Origin of the sequence: Stenotrophomonas sp. RIT309, from assembly GCF_000632045.1 — a bacterium.
In the GTDB taxonomy this organism is placed as follows: Bacteria; Pseudomonadota; Gammaproteobacteria; order Xanthomonadales; family Xanthomonadaceae; genus Stenotrophomonas; species Stenotrophomonas indicatrix.
In genome coordinates, this window is the sequence record NZ_JFYS01000006.1 from 117668 (window position 1) to 132366 (window position 14699).

General features: G+C 67.1%; 11 protein-coding genes. 7 read left to right on the top strand and 4 right to left on the bottom strand.

Annotation, left to right across the window (positions count from 1 at the left end):
• The first annotated feature begins 1 nt into the window (after position 1).
• The 3 genes from BW38_RS15190 to BW38_RS15180 all read left to right on the top strand — a co-directional run bounded on the left by BW38_RS15190 (position 2) and on the right by BW38_RS15180 (position 3294).
• Positions 2–1117, top strand: coding sequence for a glycosyltransferase (locus BW38_RS15190; protein ID WP_025874130.1), 1116 nt, complete (start codon positions 2–4; stop codon positions 1115–1117).
• Entirely contained in the window at positions 1098–2429 is a 1332-nt protein-coding gene (locus tag BW38_RS15185; protein ID WP_032975439.1) for an O-antigen ligase, read from the top strand. Before BW38_RS15190 ends, BW38_RS15185 begins: the two co-directional genes overlap by 20 nt.
• 415 nt (positions 2430–2844) lie before the next feature.
• The gene (locus BW38_RS15180; protein ID WP_025874132.1) at positions 2845–3294 is read left to right on the top strand and encodes a transposase; all 450 of its coding nucleotides are present in this window, start codon (positions 2845–2847) and stop codon (positions 3292–3294) included.
• 103 nt (positions 3295–3397) lie between these two features.
• On the opposite strand, the gene BW38_RS15175 is transcribed toward BW38_RS15180, so the two are convergent.
• Positions 3398–4315: an LpxL/LpxP family Kdo(2)-lipid IV(A) lauroyl/palmitoleoyl acyltransferase gene (locus BW38_RS15175; protein WP_025874133.1), complete on the bottom strand. Its 918-nt coding sequence runs from the start codon at positions 4313–4315 to the stop codon at positions 3398–3400.
• Between the two features lie 60 nt (positions 4316–4375).
• On the opposite strand from BW38_RS15175, the gene waaA reads away from it, so the two are divergent.
• Positions 4376–5674, top strand: a complete 1299-nt coding sequence (gene waaA / locus BW38_RS15170; protein WP_025874134.1) for a lipid IV(A) 3-deoxy-D-manno-octulosonic acid transferase — start codon at positions 4376–4378, stop codon at positions 5672–5674.
• A 235-nt stretch (positions 5675–5909) separates the two neighbouring features.
• Positions 5910–7241, top strand: coding sequence for an amino acid transporter (locus tag BW38_RS15165; RefSeq protein ID WP_235189910.1), 1332 nt, complete (start codon positions 5910–5912; stop codon positions 7239–7241).
• 85 nt (positions 7242–7326) lie between these two features.
• On the opposite strand, the gene BW38_RS15160 is transcribed toward BW38_RS15165, so the two are convergent.
• From BW38_RS15160 to BW38_RS15150, 3 genes are all read right to left on the bottom strand, one after another.
• Complete coding sequence (locus BW38_RS15160; protein WP_032975441.1) at positions 7327–8685, bottom strand: TolC family outer membrane protein; 1359 nt, start codon at positions 8683–8685, stop codon at positions 7327–7329.
• Positions 8686–8701: 16 nt separating this feature from the next.
• A complete protein-coding gene (locus tag BW38_RS15155; RefSeq protein ID WP_032975442.1) occupies positions 8702–9349 on the bottom strand; it encodes a protein-L-isoaspartate O-methyltransferase in 648 nt (215 codons plus the stop codon).
• Positions 9350–9485: 136 nt separating this feature from the next.
• Positions 9486–10166 (bottom strand): TetR/AcrR family transcriptional regulator, encoded by a 681-nt coding sequence (locus BW38_RS15150; RefSeq protein ID WP_032975445.1) that lies wholly within the window; start codon positions 10164–10166, stop codon positions 9486–9488.
• Positions 10167–10289: 123 nt separating this feature from the next.
• Between BW38_RS15150 and BW38_RS15145 the strand changes: the two genes are divergently transcribed.
• Together BW38_RS15145 and BW38_RS15140 are read left to right on the top strand one after the other, a co-directional pair.
• The gene (locus tag BW38_RS15145; RefSeq protein ID WP_032975446.1) at positions 10290–11426 is read left to right on the top strand and encodes an efflux RND transporter periplasmic adaptor subunit; all 1137 of its coding nucleotides are present in this window, start codon (positions 10290–10292) and stop codon (positions 11424–11426) included.
• Between the two features lie 3 nt (positions 11427–11429).
• The gene (locus tag BW38_RS15140; RefSeq protein ID WP_025874140.1) at positions 11430–14591 is read left to right on the top strand and encodes an efflux RND transporter permease subunit; all 3162 of its coding nucleotides are present in this window, start codon (positions 11430–11432) and stop codon (positions 14589–14591) included.
• The last annotated feature ends 108 nt before the right edge of the window (positions 14592–14699 follow it).

Consider the following 14699-nt stretch of genomic DNA (forward strand, 5'->3'; position numbering starts at 1 on the left):
GATGCGCCGATTGACCGTGGTGCAGTTGCTGCCGGCGCTGCACTCCGGCGGTGTCGAGCGCTCGACCCTTGAAATCGCCGCGGCCCTGGTCGCTGCCGGCCATCGCGCGCTGGTGGTGTCCGCTGGTGGTCGCCTGGTGCAGCCGCTGCTCGACAGCGGTGCCGAGCACCTGACCCTGGATATCGGCCGCAAGTCGCTGCTGACGCTGCGCCATCTGCCTACCCTGCGTCGCCTGTTCACCGAAGTGGGCGCCGACATCGTCCACGCCCGTTCGCGCCTGCCGGCGTGGCTGGGGCTGTACGCGATCCGTGCGATGCAGCCGGCGCAACGCCCGCATTGGGTGACTACCGTGCATGGGCTGAATTCGCCCAGCCGCTACAGCGCGGTGATGACCAGCGGCGAACGCGTGATCTGTGTGTCCAACAGCGTGCGCGACTACGTACACACGCATTACCCGACGGTGCCGCACGACAGGCTGCAGGTGATCCCGCGCGGGGTGGATGTCAGCCAGTTCCCGCGCGTGGCACGCGCTGATCGGCGCCCCCGGCTGGCGCTGGCGGCCGACTACCCGTGGCTGGCCCAGGTCGACGGACCGCTGTTGCTGCTGCCCGGTCGCGGCACCCGCCTGAAAGGGCACGCCCACGCGTTGCAGCTGCTTGCCGATGTCCGTGCAGCAGGCGTGCCGGCACAGTTGTGGATGCTGGGCACCGACGAGCCTGGCCGGGAAGCCTATGTGGCAGAGCTGCGCAGGCAGGCGGCCGCACTGGGCGTGACCGGGGCGGTGCACATCAGCACGCCGACTGCGCGCATCGCCCAGGCGTACGCCGCCAGCGATCTGGTGCTGCAGCTGTCGGACAAACCGGAAGCCTTTGGTCGCACCGTGGTCGAAGCGTTGTCGGTCGGCCGCCCGGTGCTGGGTTGGAACCATGGTGGGGTCGGCGAACTGCTGCAGCAGCTGCAACCCAGTGGCGCAGTGCCGCTGGGCAATGCGCAGCTGCTGGGTGAACGTGCGCTGGCCCTGTTGGCACAGCCGCCGTCGCTGCCAGGCCGTATCCCGTTTACCCTGCAGGCCATGCAGCGCGATACCCTCCGTCTTTATGCCGACCTCGCTGGCTGACGCCACGCCGCCCCTGCGCGATGAGCGCGCCGGCCGCTGGGCACCCTGGTGGGTGCTGGCCTACGTCGCGTTGTGGCCGCTGCCGGGTATCGCCGAAACAGTGCTGGGCCTGGGGGCGTTGTACGCCGCCGCACGCATGGTCATCCGCCGGGTGCAGCATCGCCCTCATCTGCTGAGCCCGGCAGCGTGGGCACTGACATCGATTCTTTTCCTCGGCTACTGGTTGCCGCAGGCGTTCTCGGCCTTCGATGCCGTGGACCCTTCGGCGTCGTGGACCAAGGCTGCGGCCGGGCTGCGCTATCTGCCTTTCATGTGGCTGGTGGCGATCGCCGTGGCCACCCCGCAGCGGCGGCGCCTGACCCTGGGTGGGTTGGCGGTGATCACCGGCCTGTGGACGCTTGATGCGCTGGTGCAGGCACTGGCAGGCACCAGCCCCTGGTTCTGGTCGCTGCAGCAGATCAAGCTGGCCATCAGCGGCCACGCATTGTGCCCGGCTGAAGAAGCCGCGCTGGCCGACCGTCTCAGCGGCGCGCTTGGGCCGTGCAACCTGAAATTCGGCCAGGTGCTGGCCAGTCTTTCGCCGTTCCTGTTGTTGCCGGTGGCGCGCCGTTTCGGCAATGCGGGCTGGTTGCTGGCCGTCGCCGCGGTGGGCGTGGTGCTGCTGCTGGCCGGCTCGCGTGCCTCATGGATCACCTTCGGCCTGGTGGTCGCCTACAGCGGCGTGCGCCAGCTGGGATGGAAGCGGCTGGGCCTGCTCGCGCTGGTGGGAATTCTCTCGGCGAGCGTACTGGCCGCCAGCGTGCCGCAGCTGCGTGAGCGTGTGGCGCGCACGGCAATGGCCTGGGGCGGTGGCGAGGATGGGGTCGAGCAGGCACTGTCCGGTCGTACCCGCATCTGGAGTGCGGCGGCCTGCATGATCGAAGCACACCCGATCAATGGTGTCGGTGCACGCGGCTTCCGCGATGCCTATCCCCACTGCGTTGCGGATGAAGGACCGGCGGTGTGGGGCACCATGCCCGCGCTGCACGCCCATCAGATCGTGCTGGAGATCCTGGCTGAGACAGGTGTGCTGGGGCTGCTGCTGTGGCTGGCGGCGGTGGCACAGGCATGGCGGGCATGGCGTTTCGCCCCGGCCCCGGCGCGCGAACGTGCACGCCCGGCAATGCTGGCACTGGCGGTCACCGTGTTCCCGCTCAATACGCACCTGGCGTTCTATTCCGCGTTCTGGGGCGGCTTGACCGTCCTGCTCGCCGCGCTGTTCGTCGGCACGTTGCTGGCGCGCGAACCGGACGATCAGCCGGGCGCCGGGTAATCTCCGCATCCACGCAGGGCGTGGATCTACTGGATTGTGCGGGGTTGGGGAACGTCCTATCCACGCATGGCGTGGACCTACTGGATTGTGCGGGTTGGGGCCTATCCACGCATGGCGTGGATCTACTGGATTGTGCGGGGTGGCTGGTCGTATCCACGCATGGCGTGGATCTACTTGCGTGTGCGGGTTGGGGCCTATCCACGCATGGCTTGGATTTACTGGATTGTGCGGGGTGGCTGGTCGTATCCACGCATGGCGTGGATCTCCGGGGACGTGTCTGGCGGGGGAGCAGTAGATCCACGCCATGCGTGGATGGGCTTTCCCATGAACATTGGCCGGTGTCGCGGCTTTTCCCGACTGGCCGCAGGGTGGTCCGCCAATGCAAGGATGATCGGGCAAACCGCAGTCTGTCCCCATGGCAAGCCCCAGACTCCGCTACGGTCGCTACTCCCGCACGGGAAATGTCTATTCCCTGACCACAACAACGCGTGGCCGGGAGCCATTCTTCTCCGACGCAGGCAATGTCGCTGTGCTGGTGGACGCGCTGCGCTTCGTCGAACGCAGCGGCATCAGCCACAGCCTCGCCTGGGTGGTGATGCCCGACCACCTGCACTGGTTGATGGAGCTGCAGAAGGGAACGCTGGCCCAGTGCATGGCGTTGCTGAAATCACGCAGCAGCCGGCAGCTGAACCGGATATCGGGACGAAAAGGGCCGCTCTGGCAGCACGGCTATCACGACCATGCGGTGCGTACCGATGAATCCCTTCATGACAACGCGATGTACATCCTGGGCAATCCGGTGCGGGCCGGATTGGCTGGTGGGCTGGGGGACTACCCTCACGCCTGGTGTCGTTGGCCGTTGTAGATTCCGGCATCGGAAGAGAGAACATCCACGCATGGCGTGGATCTACTGATCGGCATTCCCAGTAGATCCACGCCATGCGTGGATGAGCCATCCAAATCTCACGTCACTTGTAGAAATCGCTGCGCCCGCCTGGCTGGCGCTTGAAGCGGCGATGGATCCACAGGTACTGGTCCGGTGCCTCGCGCACCATCTGCTCGATGGCCTGGTTGACCCGCGCGGTATCGGCTTCGACGTCCTCGCTGGGGAAATTCTCCAGCGGCGCGCCGATCTTCAGGAAGTACTTCCCGCCTTCGCGGCGATGGAAGTAGGGGATGACCGCACAACCGGTCATCCGCGCCAGCTGGTGGGTTGCGGTGATGGTGGAGGCGGTGTGGCCGAAGAACGGCACGAATACGGTGTCCTTGCCGCGCATGTCCTGGTCGGGTGCGTACCAGAGGAAGCCGCCCTTTTTCAGGTGGCGCACCGTCGCGCGGATGTCCTCGTTGGCGTACATCGCCTTGGCATAGCGCAGGCGGCCGAACTTCACCGCCCACTCGTACACCGGGTTCTTGTGCTTGCGGTACATGCCGGACAGGTCGACGTGGTCGCACAGCAGGCGGCCGCACATCTCCAGGGTCATGAAGTGGCCCGAGACCAGCAGCACGCCGCGGCCTTCGGCCTGCATCTGCTTGAGGTGTTCCAGCCCTTCGATGTGCACCTGCGGGCGGATGCTGTCGATGCTGCCCCACCAGGAACGCGCGCATTCGAAGATGCCCACACCCAAGGCGTCGAAGCTGTCGCGCACCAGGCGCTTGCGCCAGGCCTCGTCCTTCTCGGGAAAGCACAGCTTGAGGTTGACCTCGGCGGCATGGCGGCGGCTGCCGGCCAGGCGCCAGGCGATCGAGCCGACCCCGCGGCCCAGCACGCGCTGCAGCGTCCACGGCAGCCGGGCGATCCCGAAGGCAGTGAACATGACGGCAAACATCGGCCAGTTGCGTGGATCACGCAGCGACGGACGGACGGCGGTGGTGGCATCGGACATGCCGCCATTCTACCAATCCGGCCGCGTGTCTTTCCCGGGGGGCTCCCGTATCCTTGCCGCATGCGTAAAGACCCTGTCGAATGGATCCTGCGTGGCCTGTACTCGGCCGTGCTGTACCTCCTGCTGCCGATCACCGTGTACCACCTGGTCTGGCGCGGCTTCCGGGTCCGTGAATACTTCCGGCGCTGGGATGAACGCTATGCGTCCTATCCGCAGCCCAGCGGCCAGCCCCGGGTCTGGCTGCATGCGGTCTCGGTGGGCGAGGTCAACGCCGCTGCGCCGCTGGTCAATGCGCTGCGCGCGCAGCGGCCGGACATCCGCTGGGTCATCACCACCATCACCCCGACCGGCTCGGAACGGGTGCGCGCGCTGTGGGGCGATGCGCTGGACCATGTGTACCTGCCGTACGACGTGCCGGGCAGCGTCAACCGCTTCCTCGGGCACTTCCAGCCCAGCCTGGCGCTGATCCTGGAAACCGAGCTGTGGCCGAACATGCTGTTCGGCTGCCGCGACCGTCGCATTCCGGTGTACATCCTCAATGCGCGCCTGTCGGCCCGATCGCTGCGCGGCTACCGCGTGCTGGCGGCGTTGATCCGGCGTGCGCTGCGCACGGTCACCTGCGTGGCCGCACAGTCGCAGGATGACGCTGCGCGGTTCGTGCAGCTGGGCGCGGCGCCGGAACAGGTGCAGGCACTGGGCAACCTGAAGTTCGACATCGCCACGCCGGACGTGCAGCCCTTCATCGAACAGTTCCATGCCCATGTGCCGGCCACGCGCCCGGTGTGGATCGCGGCCAGCACGCATGATGGTGAAGAGCAGGCAGTGATCGACCTGCACCGCCGCCTGCGCCAGCAGCATCCGGACCTGCTGCTGCTGTGGGCGCCGCGGCATCCGGAGCGCTTCCCCAAGGTGGAGGCGCTGGCCCGCGAGCAGGGCTGGAACGTGTCGACGCGGCGCGCACAGCAGTGGCCGGACGCGCGTAGCGATGTCTTCGTCATCGACACGCTGGGCGAACTGATGCCGTTCTACGGCTGTGCCCAGGTCGCCTTCGTCGGTGGCAGCCTGCAGGCCATCGGCGGCCACAACCTGCTGGAACCGGCAGCGATGGGCACCGCAGCGGTGACCGGCCCGCATCTGCACAACTTCGCCGAGATCTCGCGGCGCATGCGCGAGGCCGGTGCACTGCTGATCGGCGAGGACGTGCAGGCGGTGGGTGATCTGCTGCTGCACCTGCTCGACGACGTGCAGGCGCGCGAAGACATGGCCCGCGCCGGTTGCACGCTGGTCAGCAATGGCCGCGGCGCGCTGCAGCGGACCCTGCAGCTGGTGGCTCCACACCTGCCGCCGCCGCTGGCCTGAGACCCCGCCTGTCGCCATCAGGTGTTTCAAGGGCGCCCTGCCTTTGCGCTGTCGTGAACGCCTGCATCAAGCCTGCTTGATGGTGGTGAATCTGTCGTAGCTGGACCGCTCGCGCCGACCACGGCGTGCAAGCTGTCACATCATCGTTCGTATGGCGCAGATTCCGATTCCGCTTACCGCGTCAGGCTGCCAGCCTGTTGTCGACCACGCTTGGGCGACATCAAGGGAGCTTTGAATGATCGGCGACAACGGAGGCGCGCCGCACGCCAGCGCGAAGCCCGGGAGGCTGGGCACCGACCATCTGCTGGTGGTGGCGCTGACCCTGCTGTTGGGCGGCAGCGTTGTCGCCCTGGTCGGGCAGCACACGGCGGCACAGGCGGGGCCCGCCATTGTCCTCAGCCTGTTGCTGGCGGCGTTGGGCGCAGTGCCGATGCTGTATTGCCTGCGCATGGCGATGCGGCGCCTGCCGGATGCTTCGGGTCTGCATGGTCTGCTGCGTGCCGCCTGGGGCAGGCTGCCTGCCGATGTACTGGTGATTACCCTGCTGCTGGAACTGGCGGCGACCATCGCAGGGCTGGCGCAATCGATGGCGCGTCATCTGTACGCAGCCGCCGAGGTCATCGACGCTGCACCCGGGCAGTGGCTGCCCTTGCCGCTGGCGGCTGCGATTCTGGTGCTGCTGCTGGGGGCTGCCGCTGCAGTGCTGCGGACGCCGCGCGCGCTGTTGTTGGCCAGTGCACTGTTGACGGTGAAGCTGGGCGTGGGCCTGCTGCTGTTGTTGCTGGCAGCACGCCATGTGCACTACGCGCATTGGATTCCGTGGCTGCCATCGGCTACCGCGCCCTATCGCTTCGGGTTGGGTGGCGTGCTGGCAGCGGGCGTGGCATTGCTCGGCGTCCTGCTGGGTGCGGGCCTGCTGGCAGGGTTTTCCGGGCGGGTGCCGCGCCCTCGTTCGCAGGTTTCCAGAGCCGCTGGCGCAGCGGTGCTGATGGCGATGTTGTGGCTGATGGTACTGGCTGCGCTGCAGTCGGGCCTTGTCGAGTTTGCCGCGTTGGCCAGCACGCGGCCGCTGTCGGTGGCGTTGCAGGGGATCCCGCAGCTGCAGTGGTTGCTGCCACTGTTGCCGTTGGCGGGCGGCGCGGGGCTGGCGGCCCTGCAGTTGGTGCTGCTGCTGTTGGCCGCGCGGGTGGGGAGGGAAGTCTGGCCGCCGAAGTCCGGCGCAGTGGGTACCGGTACGCGTTTGCTGCTGACGCTGGCGCTGACCGTGCTGTCGGCGGCGTTGGCGCTGTCGCTGCCGGAGGGGTGGCTTCCACAGCTGCCGGGGCCTGCAGGCCTGCTGGTCCTGGCCGCCGTGTGCCTCGGCGTTGCCCGCAGCCAGTGGCAGGTGCGGGCCGCGGCCGGCGAACGACGGCTGATCCCGATGGTGCTCTCCCCAGTGGCAACCGCACTGTGCCTGTTGCCGGCAGCCACGTCGCGGCTGTTTCTACCGGTGCTGGTGGTGCTGGTGGTGCTGGCGGTCGTGTTGGCAGGCGTCCTGTTGCGTCGGCGCGCCGGGCGTTCGCGCTAGCGCCCCCCACACACCGCAGGCCACCTGCAATCAATAAAAAAGCCACCCTCGCGGGTGGCTTTGTGACCAGGCCGGTCGCGCCGACTCAGTTCGTGGTCGTCGACGGGTTGCCCGCGTCCTGGGTCAGCAGGCGGTTGATGTCCTGCAGTTCGGCGACATCCAGGCCACCCACGGCCTGGCTCAGCAGCAGGCGGTTCTGCAGGAAGTTGTAGCGGGCCTGCGCGTAATCCAGCTGTGCGGAGAACAGGATGCGCTGGTTCTGGATCACGTCCAGCACGGTGCGGGTACCCACTTCCAGGCCAACCTGCGAGGCATCGTAGGCGCTCTGCGCGGAAACCACGGCCAAACGGCGCGCTTCCACTTCGCTGATGCCCTGCACCAGGGTCTGGTAGGCATTGCGGGTGTTGCGGTCCAGCGCGCGCTTCTGCTGCTCGAAACCATCCTGGGCGATGTCACGCTGGGCCAGCGCCTGGCGCACGCCGGACTGGGTGGCGCCGCCGGAGAAGATCGGCACGCTCAGGGTCAGGCCGATGCTGTTGGTGCGTGCATCGGGGGAGAGCGAACCGGCGCCGACGCTGTCGCCCCAGGTTGCGCTCTTGCCCCAGCTGCCGCCCAGCGACAGGGTCGGGTAGTGACCGCCACGGGCGGCCTGCACGCCGGCTTCGGCGGCACCGACCTTCAGCTCCTGCGCCTTCAGTGCCGGATTCTGCGTGGTCGCCTGCTGCACCAGCTGGTCCAGGTTGCCGCGGTTGGCGGGCACTTCCGGACGGAAATCGGCCGGCAGGCCCTTCAGGTTGACCACCGGCTGGCCGGTCAGTTCGGTCAGGGCCTGGTAGTTATCGGCCAGGGTGTTCTGCGCAACGATGGTGTTGGCGCGCGCCTGGTCGTACTGGGCGCGGGCTTCATGCACGTCGGTGATCGGCGCCAGGCCCACTTCCAGGCGCTTGTCGGCGAAGTCGAACTGCTTCTTCGCGGCCGCTTCATTGGTCTGTGCGGCGTTCAGCGATTCGATCGCCACCAGCACGTTGAAGTAGGCCGCCGAGGTGCGCACGATCAGGTTGTCGTTGGCCGAGTCGAGGGTGAAGTCCGCCGCCTTGCTCAGCTCGCGCTGCGAACGCAGGTTGTTGATCTGGGTCCAGTTGAACAGCGTCTGGGTGCCATCAACGGTATAGCTGCGGCGCTTGCTGGTGAACGAGCCGGAATTGGCGTCAGCGTTCGGCTCGCTGCGCGTGCGGTTCAACTGCGCTGTACCGTTGATCTGCGGCAGCAGGGCAGCACGCGCCTGCACGGCGCCTTCCTTGTCGTACAGCCGGGTGGATTCGGCGGCGGACAGCTGCGGGTCACCATTGCGCGCCATTTCATAGACCTGCAGCAGGTCGGCGGCATGGGCGGACAACGGCAGCAGGGCAGTGGCCAGCGCAACAGCGAGGGATCGGCGGATCATTGCGGCTTCCTTGGACTCAGAGGTGGAACTGGGGGGCCGGGGCGGCACCACGCAGGTAATCGATATCGGTCTCGAACAGCGACTCGGTGCTGCCATCGGCCTTCACCAGCAGTGCTTCCATTGCCGGCGAACGGCCCTGGATGACATACAGGCGACCACCCGGACGCAACCACGAAGCAAACTGTGACGGCACCACGTCGACGGCGCCAGTGACACAGATCACGTCGAAGCGGCGTTCGGTCTGCCAGGCCAGGCCATCGGCCACTTCCACGCGCACGTTGGTGCCCAGGCCGGTGGCATCCAGGCGGGCGCGCGCAGCGGCGGCCAGTTCCGGATCGATTTCCAGGCTCAGCACGTCGCGCGCCAGCGCGCCGATGCAGGCCGACAGGAAGCCGCTGCCGGTGCCGATTTCCAGCACTTCGTCACCCGGCTGCAGATCCAGTGCCTGCAGGGTACGGCCCTCGATGACCGGCTTCATCATCTTCTGGCCGTTGCCGATCGGCAGTTCGACATCGGCATAGGCCAGCGCCCGGTGCGCGTCGGCGACGAAGGCCTCGCGCGGCAGGCGGGCCAGGACGTCGAGCACCTTGATGTCCAGCACGTCCCAGGGACGGATCTGCTGTTCCACCATCAGTTCGCGGGCGTGGGCGTAATCAATCGTCATGAGGTTCAAATCCAGCGCAGTGGGCCGGCCATTTTACCGGTGCCGGAGGCCGGCGGCGCGCCCAGAGCATCAGCTGCGGGGTGGCCGGGGTCGCAGTGCCGGAAGTCATCGCGACCTCCGGTTCGTTCAGTTTTGGTTATCCAGCATTCCCAGCCCCCCGCGGCGCGTAGGCGCGCAGGAAGAAATCCACGCTGGCGGCCACATGGATCGCAGCATCGGTCTCGACGGGGGACAGTGGCATGCCGCACATCATATGCATGTGCACTTCGCCCTTCACCAGGGTCAGGAACTGCTGGCCGGCGATGTAGCAGTCGGGGATATCCAGTTCGCCGCGCTCGGCACGCGAACGCATGAAGTCGGCCAGTGCCTCGCAGGTGCGTTGCGGGCCCGCCTGCCAGAACAGTTCACGCAGGCGCTCGTCGGTCTCCGGCGCCATCATCATCCGCTGGATCGACAGGGCCGCGTCGGAGGTGATCATCTCGAAGAACGCCATGCCGATGCCCAGCAACTGGTCACGCAGGGGGCCTTCGACGTCGGCCACGAACAGCGCGTCGGGCAGCATCTCGATGCACTTGGACTGCACAGCTTCGGAGAACAGGGTCTCTTTGTCGCCGAAATGGCTGTAGACGGTCAGCTTCGAGACGCCGGCCTGGGCAGCAATGCTGTCCATGCTCACGCCGCTGTAGCCCTGTTCAATGAACAGTGTCTTGGCTGCCTCGAGTATTGCCGCGCGCTTGCCCAGATCCTTGGGGCGCCCGGGACCGGCAGCCTTGGCAGCGGGCTTGGCCGTCGGCTTTCGGGAAGTGGGAGAACTCATTCCGCTAATACTAGACCAAGCGGTTCGATATTTATACTATACCGGCTGGTTCACTAATGTCCGCGTTGCAACAGTATGTTGCCAGCGCGTTCCCCCCGGATTTCTTTTCAGGTCCTGTACCTCATGAAAAACATGCGTTGGTTGGGCGTAGGCGTACTGGTCGTGGTGTTGGCAGCGTGCGGCAAGCAGGCCGCCGAGCCGGCGGCGGCCATCCCGGTGCTGGTGGTGCATCCCACCACGCAGGATGGACAGGCCGCGGCCGCCTACCCCGGCGAGGTGCGTGCCCGCCAGGAAAGCCCACTGTCGTTCCGGGTTGGCGGCAACCTGGTCAGGCGCCTCGTCGACGCAGGCGAGCGGGTGAAGAAGGGCCAGCTGCTGGCCGAGCTGGATGCGGCCGACTACGCCTCGCAGGCGGCGGCGTCGCAGGCGCAGCTGGCGGCGGCGGAAGCAGACCTGGTGCGCGCGCGCGATGACCAGAAGCGCTATGCCAAGCTGGCGGAAGACCAGCTGGTGAGCCGCTCGGCACTGGACCAGCAGACGGCGGCATTCAAGGCTGCACAGGGCCAGGCCAACGCCGCCCGGGCCAACCTCGCCGTGGCCCGCAACCAGGCCGAGTACGCGCAGCTGCGCGCACCCGCCGATGGCGTGATCGCCAGCCGCCAGGCCGAAGCCGGCCAGGTCGTGAGCGCGGGGCAGACGGTGTTCACCCTGGCCGCCGATGGTGGCCGTGAGGTGCTGATCGCGCTGCCGGAAAGCAGCATCCGCGACTACAAGGTCGGCCAGTCGGTGCAGGTGGAACTGTGGAACAGTCCGGGCCAGCTGCTGCCGGGCACCCTGCGCGAGATCGCCCCGGCCGCCGATGCACAGGCGCGCACCTATGCCACGCGCGTGAGCCTGGCGCCGGAAGCACTGAGCGAAGTGGAACTGGGCCAGAGTGCGCGGGTGTTTGCCACCGCCGGGCGCAGTGGTGCGTTGCAGCTGCCGCTGGCGGCCGTGCTGCGCGGCAGTGATGGCAAGGCCAGCGTGTGGGTGGTCAATCCGTCCAACGGTGCATTGAAGGCAACGCCGGTGCAGGTGGGTGCCTACGGCGCGCAGGCCGTGCCGGTCGTGTCCGGCGTGGGCGCGAAGGACTGGGTGGTCGCTGCCGGCGGCCATCTGCTGCGCGAAGGCCAGGTGGTGACGCCGGTCGACCGCCAGAACCGCCCGGTGCTGGCACCGTCGGCCGCCAAGCCGGCGCCGGCCGCAGGCAAGGGGCACTGACCCGTGCGCCGCTTCAATCTCTCCGAATGGGCGCTGGGCAACCGTGCGCTGGTGTTGTTCGCGATGCTGGCGTTTGCCGTCATCGGTGCCTGGTCGTACAAGCACCTGGGCCAGTCTGAAGATCCGCCCTTCACCTTCAAGGCGATGGTGGTACGCACGATGTGGCCGGGCGCCACCGCCGAGCAGGTCTCGCGGCAGGTGACCGAGCCGATCGAAAAAGCATTGATGAACACCGGCGAGTACGAATTCATCCGTTCGTACTCGCGGCCGGGCGAATCGCAGGTGATCTTCATGGCGCGCGACAGCCTGCGCTCCAAGCAGATCCCGGACCTGTGGTACCAGGTGCGCAAGCGCGTGGGCGATATCCGCGCGACGCTGCCGAGGGAGATCGTCGGGCCCTTCTACAACGATGAGTTCGGCGACACCTTCGGCAACATCTACGCGTTGACCGGCGAAGGCTTCGACTACGCGGTGATGCGCGACTATGCCGACCGCATCCAGCTGGAGCTGCAGCGCGTGCCCGACGTCGGCAAGATCGACCTGGTCGGCCTGCAGGACGAGAAGGTGTGGATCGAGCTGTCCAACACCAAGCTGGCCACGCTGGGCGTATCGCTGCAGCAGGTGCAGCAGGCGCTGGCCGACCAGAACGCGGTCAGCGCCACCAGCTTCTTCGAAACCCCGACCGACCGCGTGCAGCTGCGCGTGACCGGTCAGTTCGATTCGATCGAGGACATCCGCAAATTCCCGATCCAGGCCGGCGAACGCACGCTGCATCTGGGCGACATCGCCGAGGTCAAGCGTGGCTTTGCCGATCCGGCCTCGCCTAAGATGCGCTTCATGGGCCAGGATGCGATCGGCCTGGCGGTGGCGATGAAGGACGGCGGAGACATCCTCAAGCTCGGTGCCACCCTGGATGCCGAGTTCGAACGCCTGCAGAAGACCCTGCCGGCCGGCATGCAGCTGCGCAAGGTGTCCGACCAGCCGCATGCGGTGGAAGAGTCGGTGGGCGAGTTCGTGCAGGTGCTCACCGAAGCGGTGGTGATCGTGCTGCTGGTCAGCTTCTTCTCGCTGGGCCTGCGTACCGGCCTGGTGGTGGGCGTGACCATCCCGCTGGTGCTGGCGATGACCTTCTTCGTCATGCACTACTTCGATATCGGCCTGCACAAGATTTCGCTGGGTGCACTGGTGCTGGCACTGGGCCTGCTGGTGGACGATGCGATCATCGCGGTGGAGATGATGGCCACCAAGATGGAGCAGGGCTACGACCGCCTGCGCGCGGCCAGTTTCGCCTGGGAATCCACCGCCTTCCCGATGTTGACCGGTACCCTGATCACTGCCGCTGGCTTCCTGCCCATCGCCACGGCGGCATCCAGCACGGGTGAGTACACCCGTTCGCTGTTCCAGGTGGTGACCATCGCGCTGGTGGTGTCGTGGATCGCGGCAGTGCTGTTCATCCCGTACCTGGGCGACAAGATGCTGCCGGACCTGTTCAACCCGCAGCTGCCGAAGCCGGACAGCCTGGCTGGCCGCTGGCGCGCCAAGCGCCTGCAGTGGGCCGACCGGCATCCGTCACTCGCGCGCTGGATCGCACCGAAGGAGCATGCGCACGATCATGATCCGTACCAGCGGCCGTTCTACACCCGCTTCCGGGCGTTCCTGGATACCTGCCTGCGCCATCGCTGGTGGGTGATCGCTGCGACCATCGCCCTGTTCATCGGTTCGCTGATGCTGTTCCGCTTCGTGCCACAGCAGTTCTTCCCCGACTCGACCCGGCCGGAACTGATGGTGGACATCGAGCTGGCCGAAGGTGCGTCGCTGGCCGCGACCCAGGCTCAGGCCGACAAGCTGGAGAAGCTGCTGAAGGGCCGCGAAGGCATCAGCAACTACGTGGCCTACGTCGGCACGGGTTCGCCGCGCTTCTACCTGCCGCTGGACCAGCAGCTGCCGGCCACCAACTTCGCCCAGTTCGTGGTGCTCACCGAAGACGCCAAGGCCCGCGAATCGACCCGCGATTGGATGCTGAAGGACGTGATCAGTCAGTTCCCGGATGTGCAGATGCGGGTGACGCGCCTGGAGAACGGGCCGCCGGTCGGTTATCCGGTGCAGATGCGCGTGTCCGGCGAGCACATCGCGCAGGTGCAGGCGATCGCGCGCCAGGTCGAGGCCAAGGTGCGCGAGAACCCGCATGTGATGAACGTGAACCTGGACTGGAGCGAGCCGAGCAAGGTGGTGCGGCTGGTGATCGACCAGGACCGCGCCCGCGCGCTGGGCGTCAGCAGTGCGCAGGTCAGCCAGTTCCTCAGCAGCTCGTTGTCGGGCATGAGCGTGAGCACCTATCGCGAAGGCAACCGCCAGATCGAGATGCTGCTGCGTGGCCCGGACAACGAGCGGGCGCAGCTGGACCTGCTCGGCAGCCTGGCGATTCCGACCAGCAGTGGTACCGCGGTGACGCTGTCGCAGGTCGCGCGGCTGGAATACGCCTTCGAGGACGGCATCATCTGGCACCGCAACCGTCTGCCGACGGTGACCGTGCGTGCCGACATCAGCGATGGCATGCAGCCGCTGGACGTGGTGCAGCAGATCGTGCCGACCCTGGATGGCATCCGGGCCGACCTGCCCAGCGGCTACCTGCTGGAGACCGGCGGCTCGGTGGAGGATTCGGCTCGCGGGCAGAACTCGATCAAGGCCGGCATGCCGCTGTTCCTGATCGTGGTGGCCACGTTGCTGATGCTGCAGCTGCGCAGCTTCTCGCGTGCGGCGATGGTGCTGGTGACCGCTCCGCTGGGCATCATCGGCGCGACGCTGTTCCTGTTGCTGTTCCGCGCGCCGTTCGGCTTCGTGGCGCTGCTGGGCACCATCGCGCTGGCGGGCATGATCATGCGCAACTCGGTGATCCTGATCGACCAGATCCAGCAGGACATCGATGCCGGGCATGACCGCTGGCATTCGATCATCGATGCGACGGTGCGGCGTTTCCGCCCGATCGTGCTGACTGCGCTGGCGGCGGTGCTGGCGATGATCCCGCTGTCGCGCAGCGCTTTCTATGGCTCGATGGCGATTTCGATCATGGGTGGATTGATTGTCGGCACGGTGCTGACGCTGGTGTTCCTGCCGGCGCTGTATGCGGCGTGGTTCCGGGTCAAGCCGGACGAATCCGGGGCGTGATGCCCCGGGTTTCCCGGCCACCGGGCTGAGCCCCCTCTGCGGTGGGTTCAGAAGCGGGATCGCTGGTCTGGGCCGGGTGGGTGGGCTGTTCGGGGGACGCCGCAAGTA

Coding starts and splice junctions, on each gene's coding strand:
- BW38_RS15180 (WP_025874132.1), top strand. CDS start 2,845: ATGGCAAGCCCCAGACTCCGCTACGGTCGCTACTCCCGCACGGGAAAT.
- BW38_RS15175 (WP_025874133.1), bottom strand. CDS start 4,315: ATGTCCGATGCCACCACCGCCGTCCGTCCGTCGCTGCGTGATCCACGC.
- BW38_RS15185 (WP_032975439.1), top strand. CDS start 1,098: ATGCCGACCTCGCTGGCTGACGCCACGCCGCCCCTGCGCGATGAGCGC.
- waaA (WP_025874134.1), top strand. CDS start 4,376: ATGCGTAAAGACCCTGTCGAATGGATCCTGCGTGGCCTGTACTCGGCC.
- BW38_RS15160 (WP_032975441.1), bottom strand. CDS start 8,685: ATGATCCGCCGATCCCTCGCTGTTGCGCTGGCCACTGCCCTGCTGCCG.
- BW38_RS15150 (WP_032975445.1), bottom strand. CDS start 10,166: ATGAGTTCTCCCACTTCCCGAAAGCCGACGGCCAAGCCCGCTGCCAAG.
- BW38_RS15155 (WP_032975442.1), bottom strand. CDS start 9,349: ATGACGATTGATTACGCCCACGCCCGCGAACTGATGGTGGAACAGCAG.
- BW38_RS15165 (WP_235189910.1), top strand. CDS start 5,910: ATGATCGGCGACAACGGAGGCGCGCCGCACGCCAGCGCGAAGCCCGGG.
- BW38_RS15190 (WP_025874130.1), top strand. CDS start 2: ATGCGCCGATTGACCGTGGTGCAGTTGCTGCCGGCGCTGCACTCCGGC.
- BW38_RS15145 (WP_032975446.1), top strand. CDS start 10,290: ATGAAAAACATGCGTTGGTTGGGCGTAGGCGTACTGGTCGTGGTGTTG.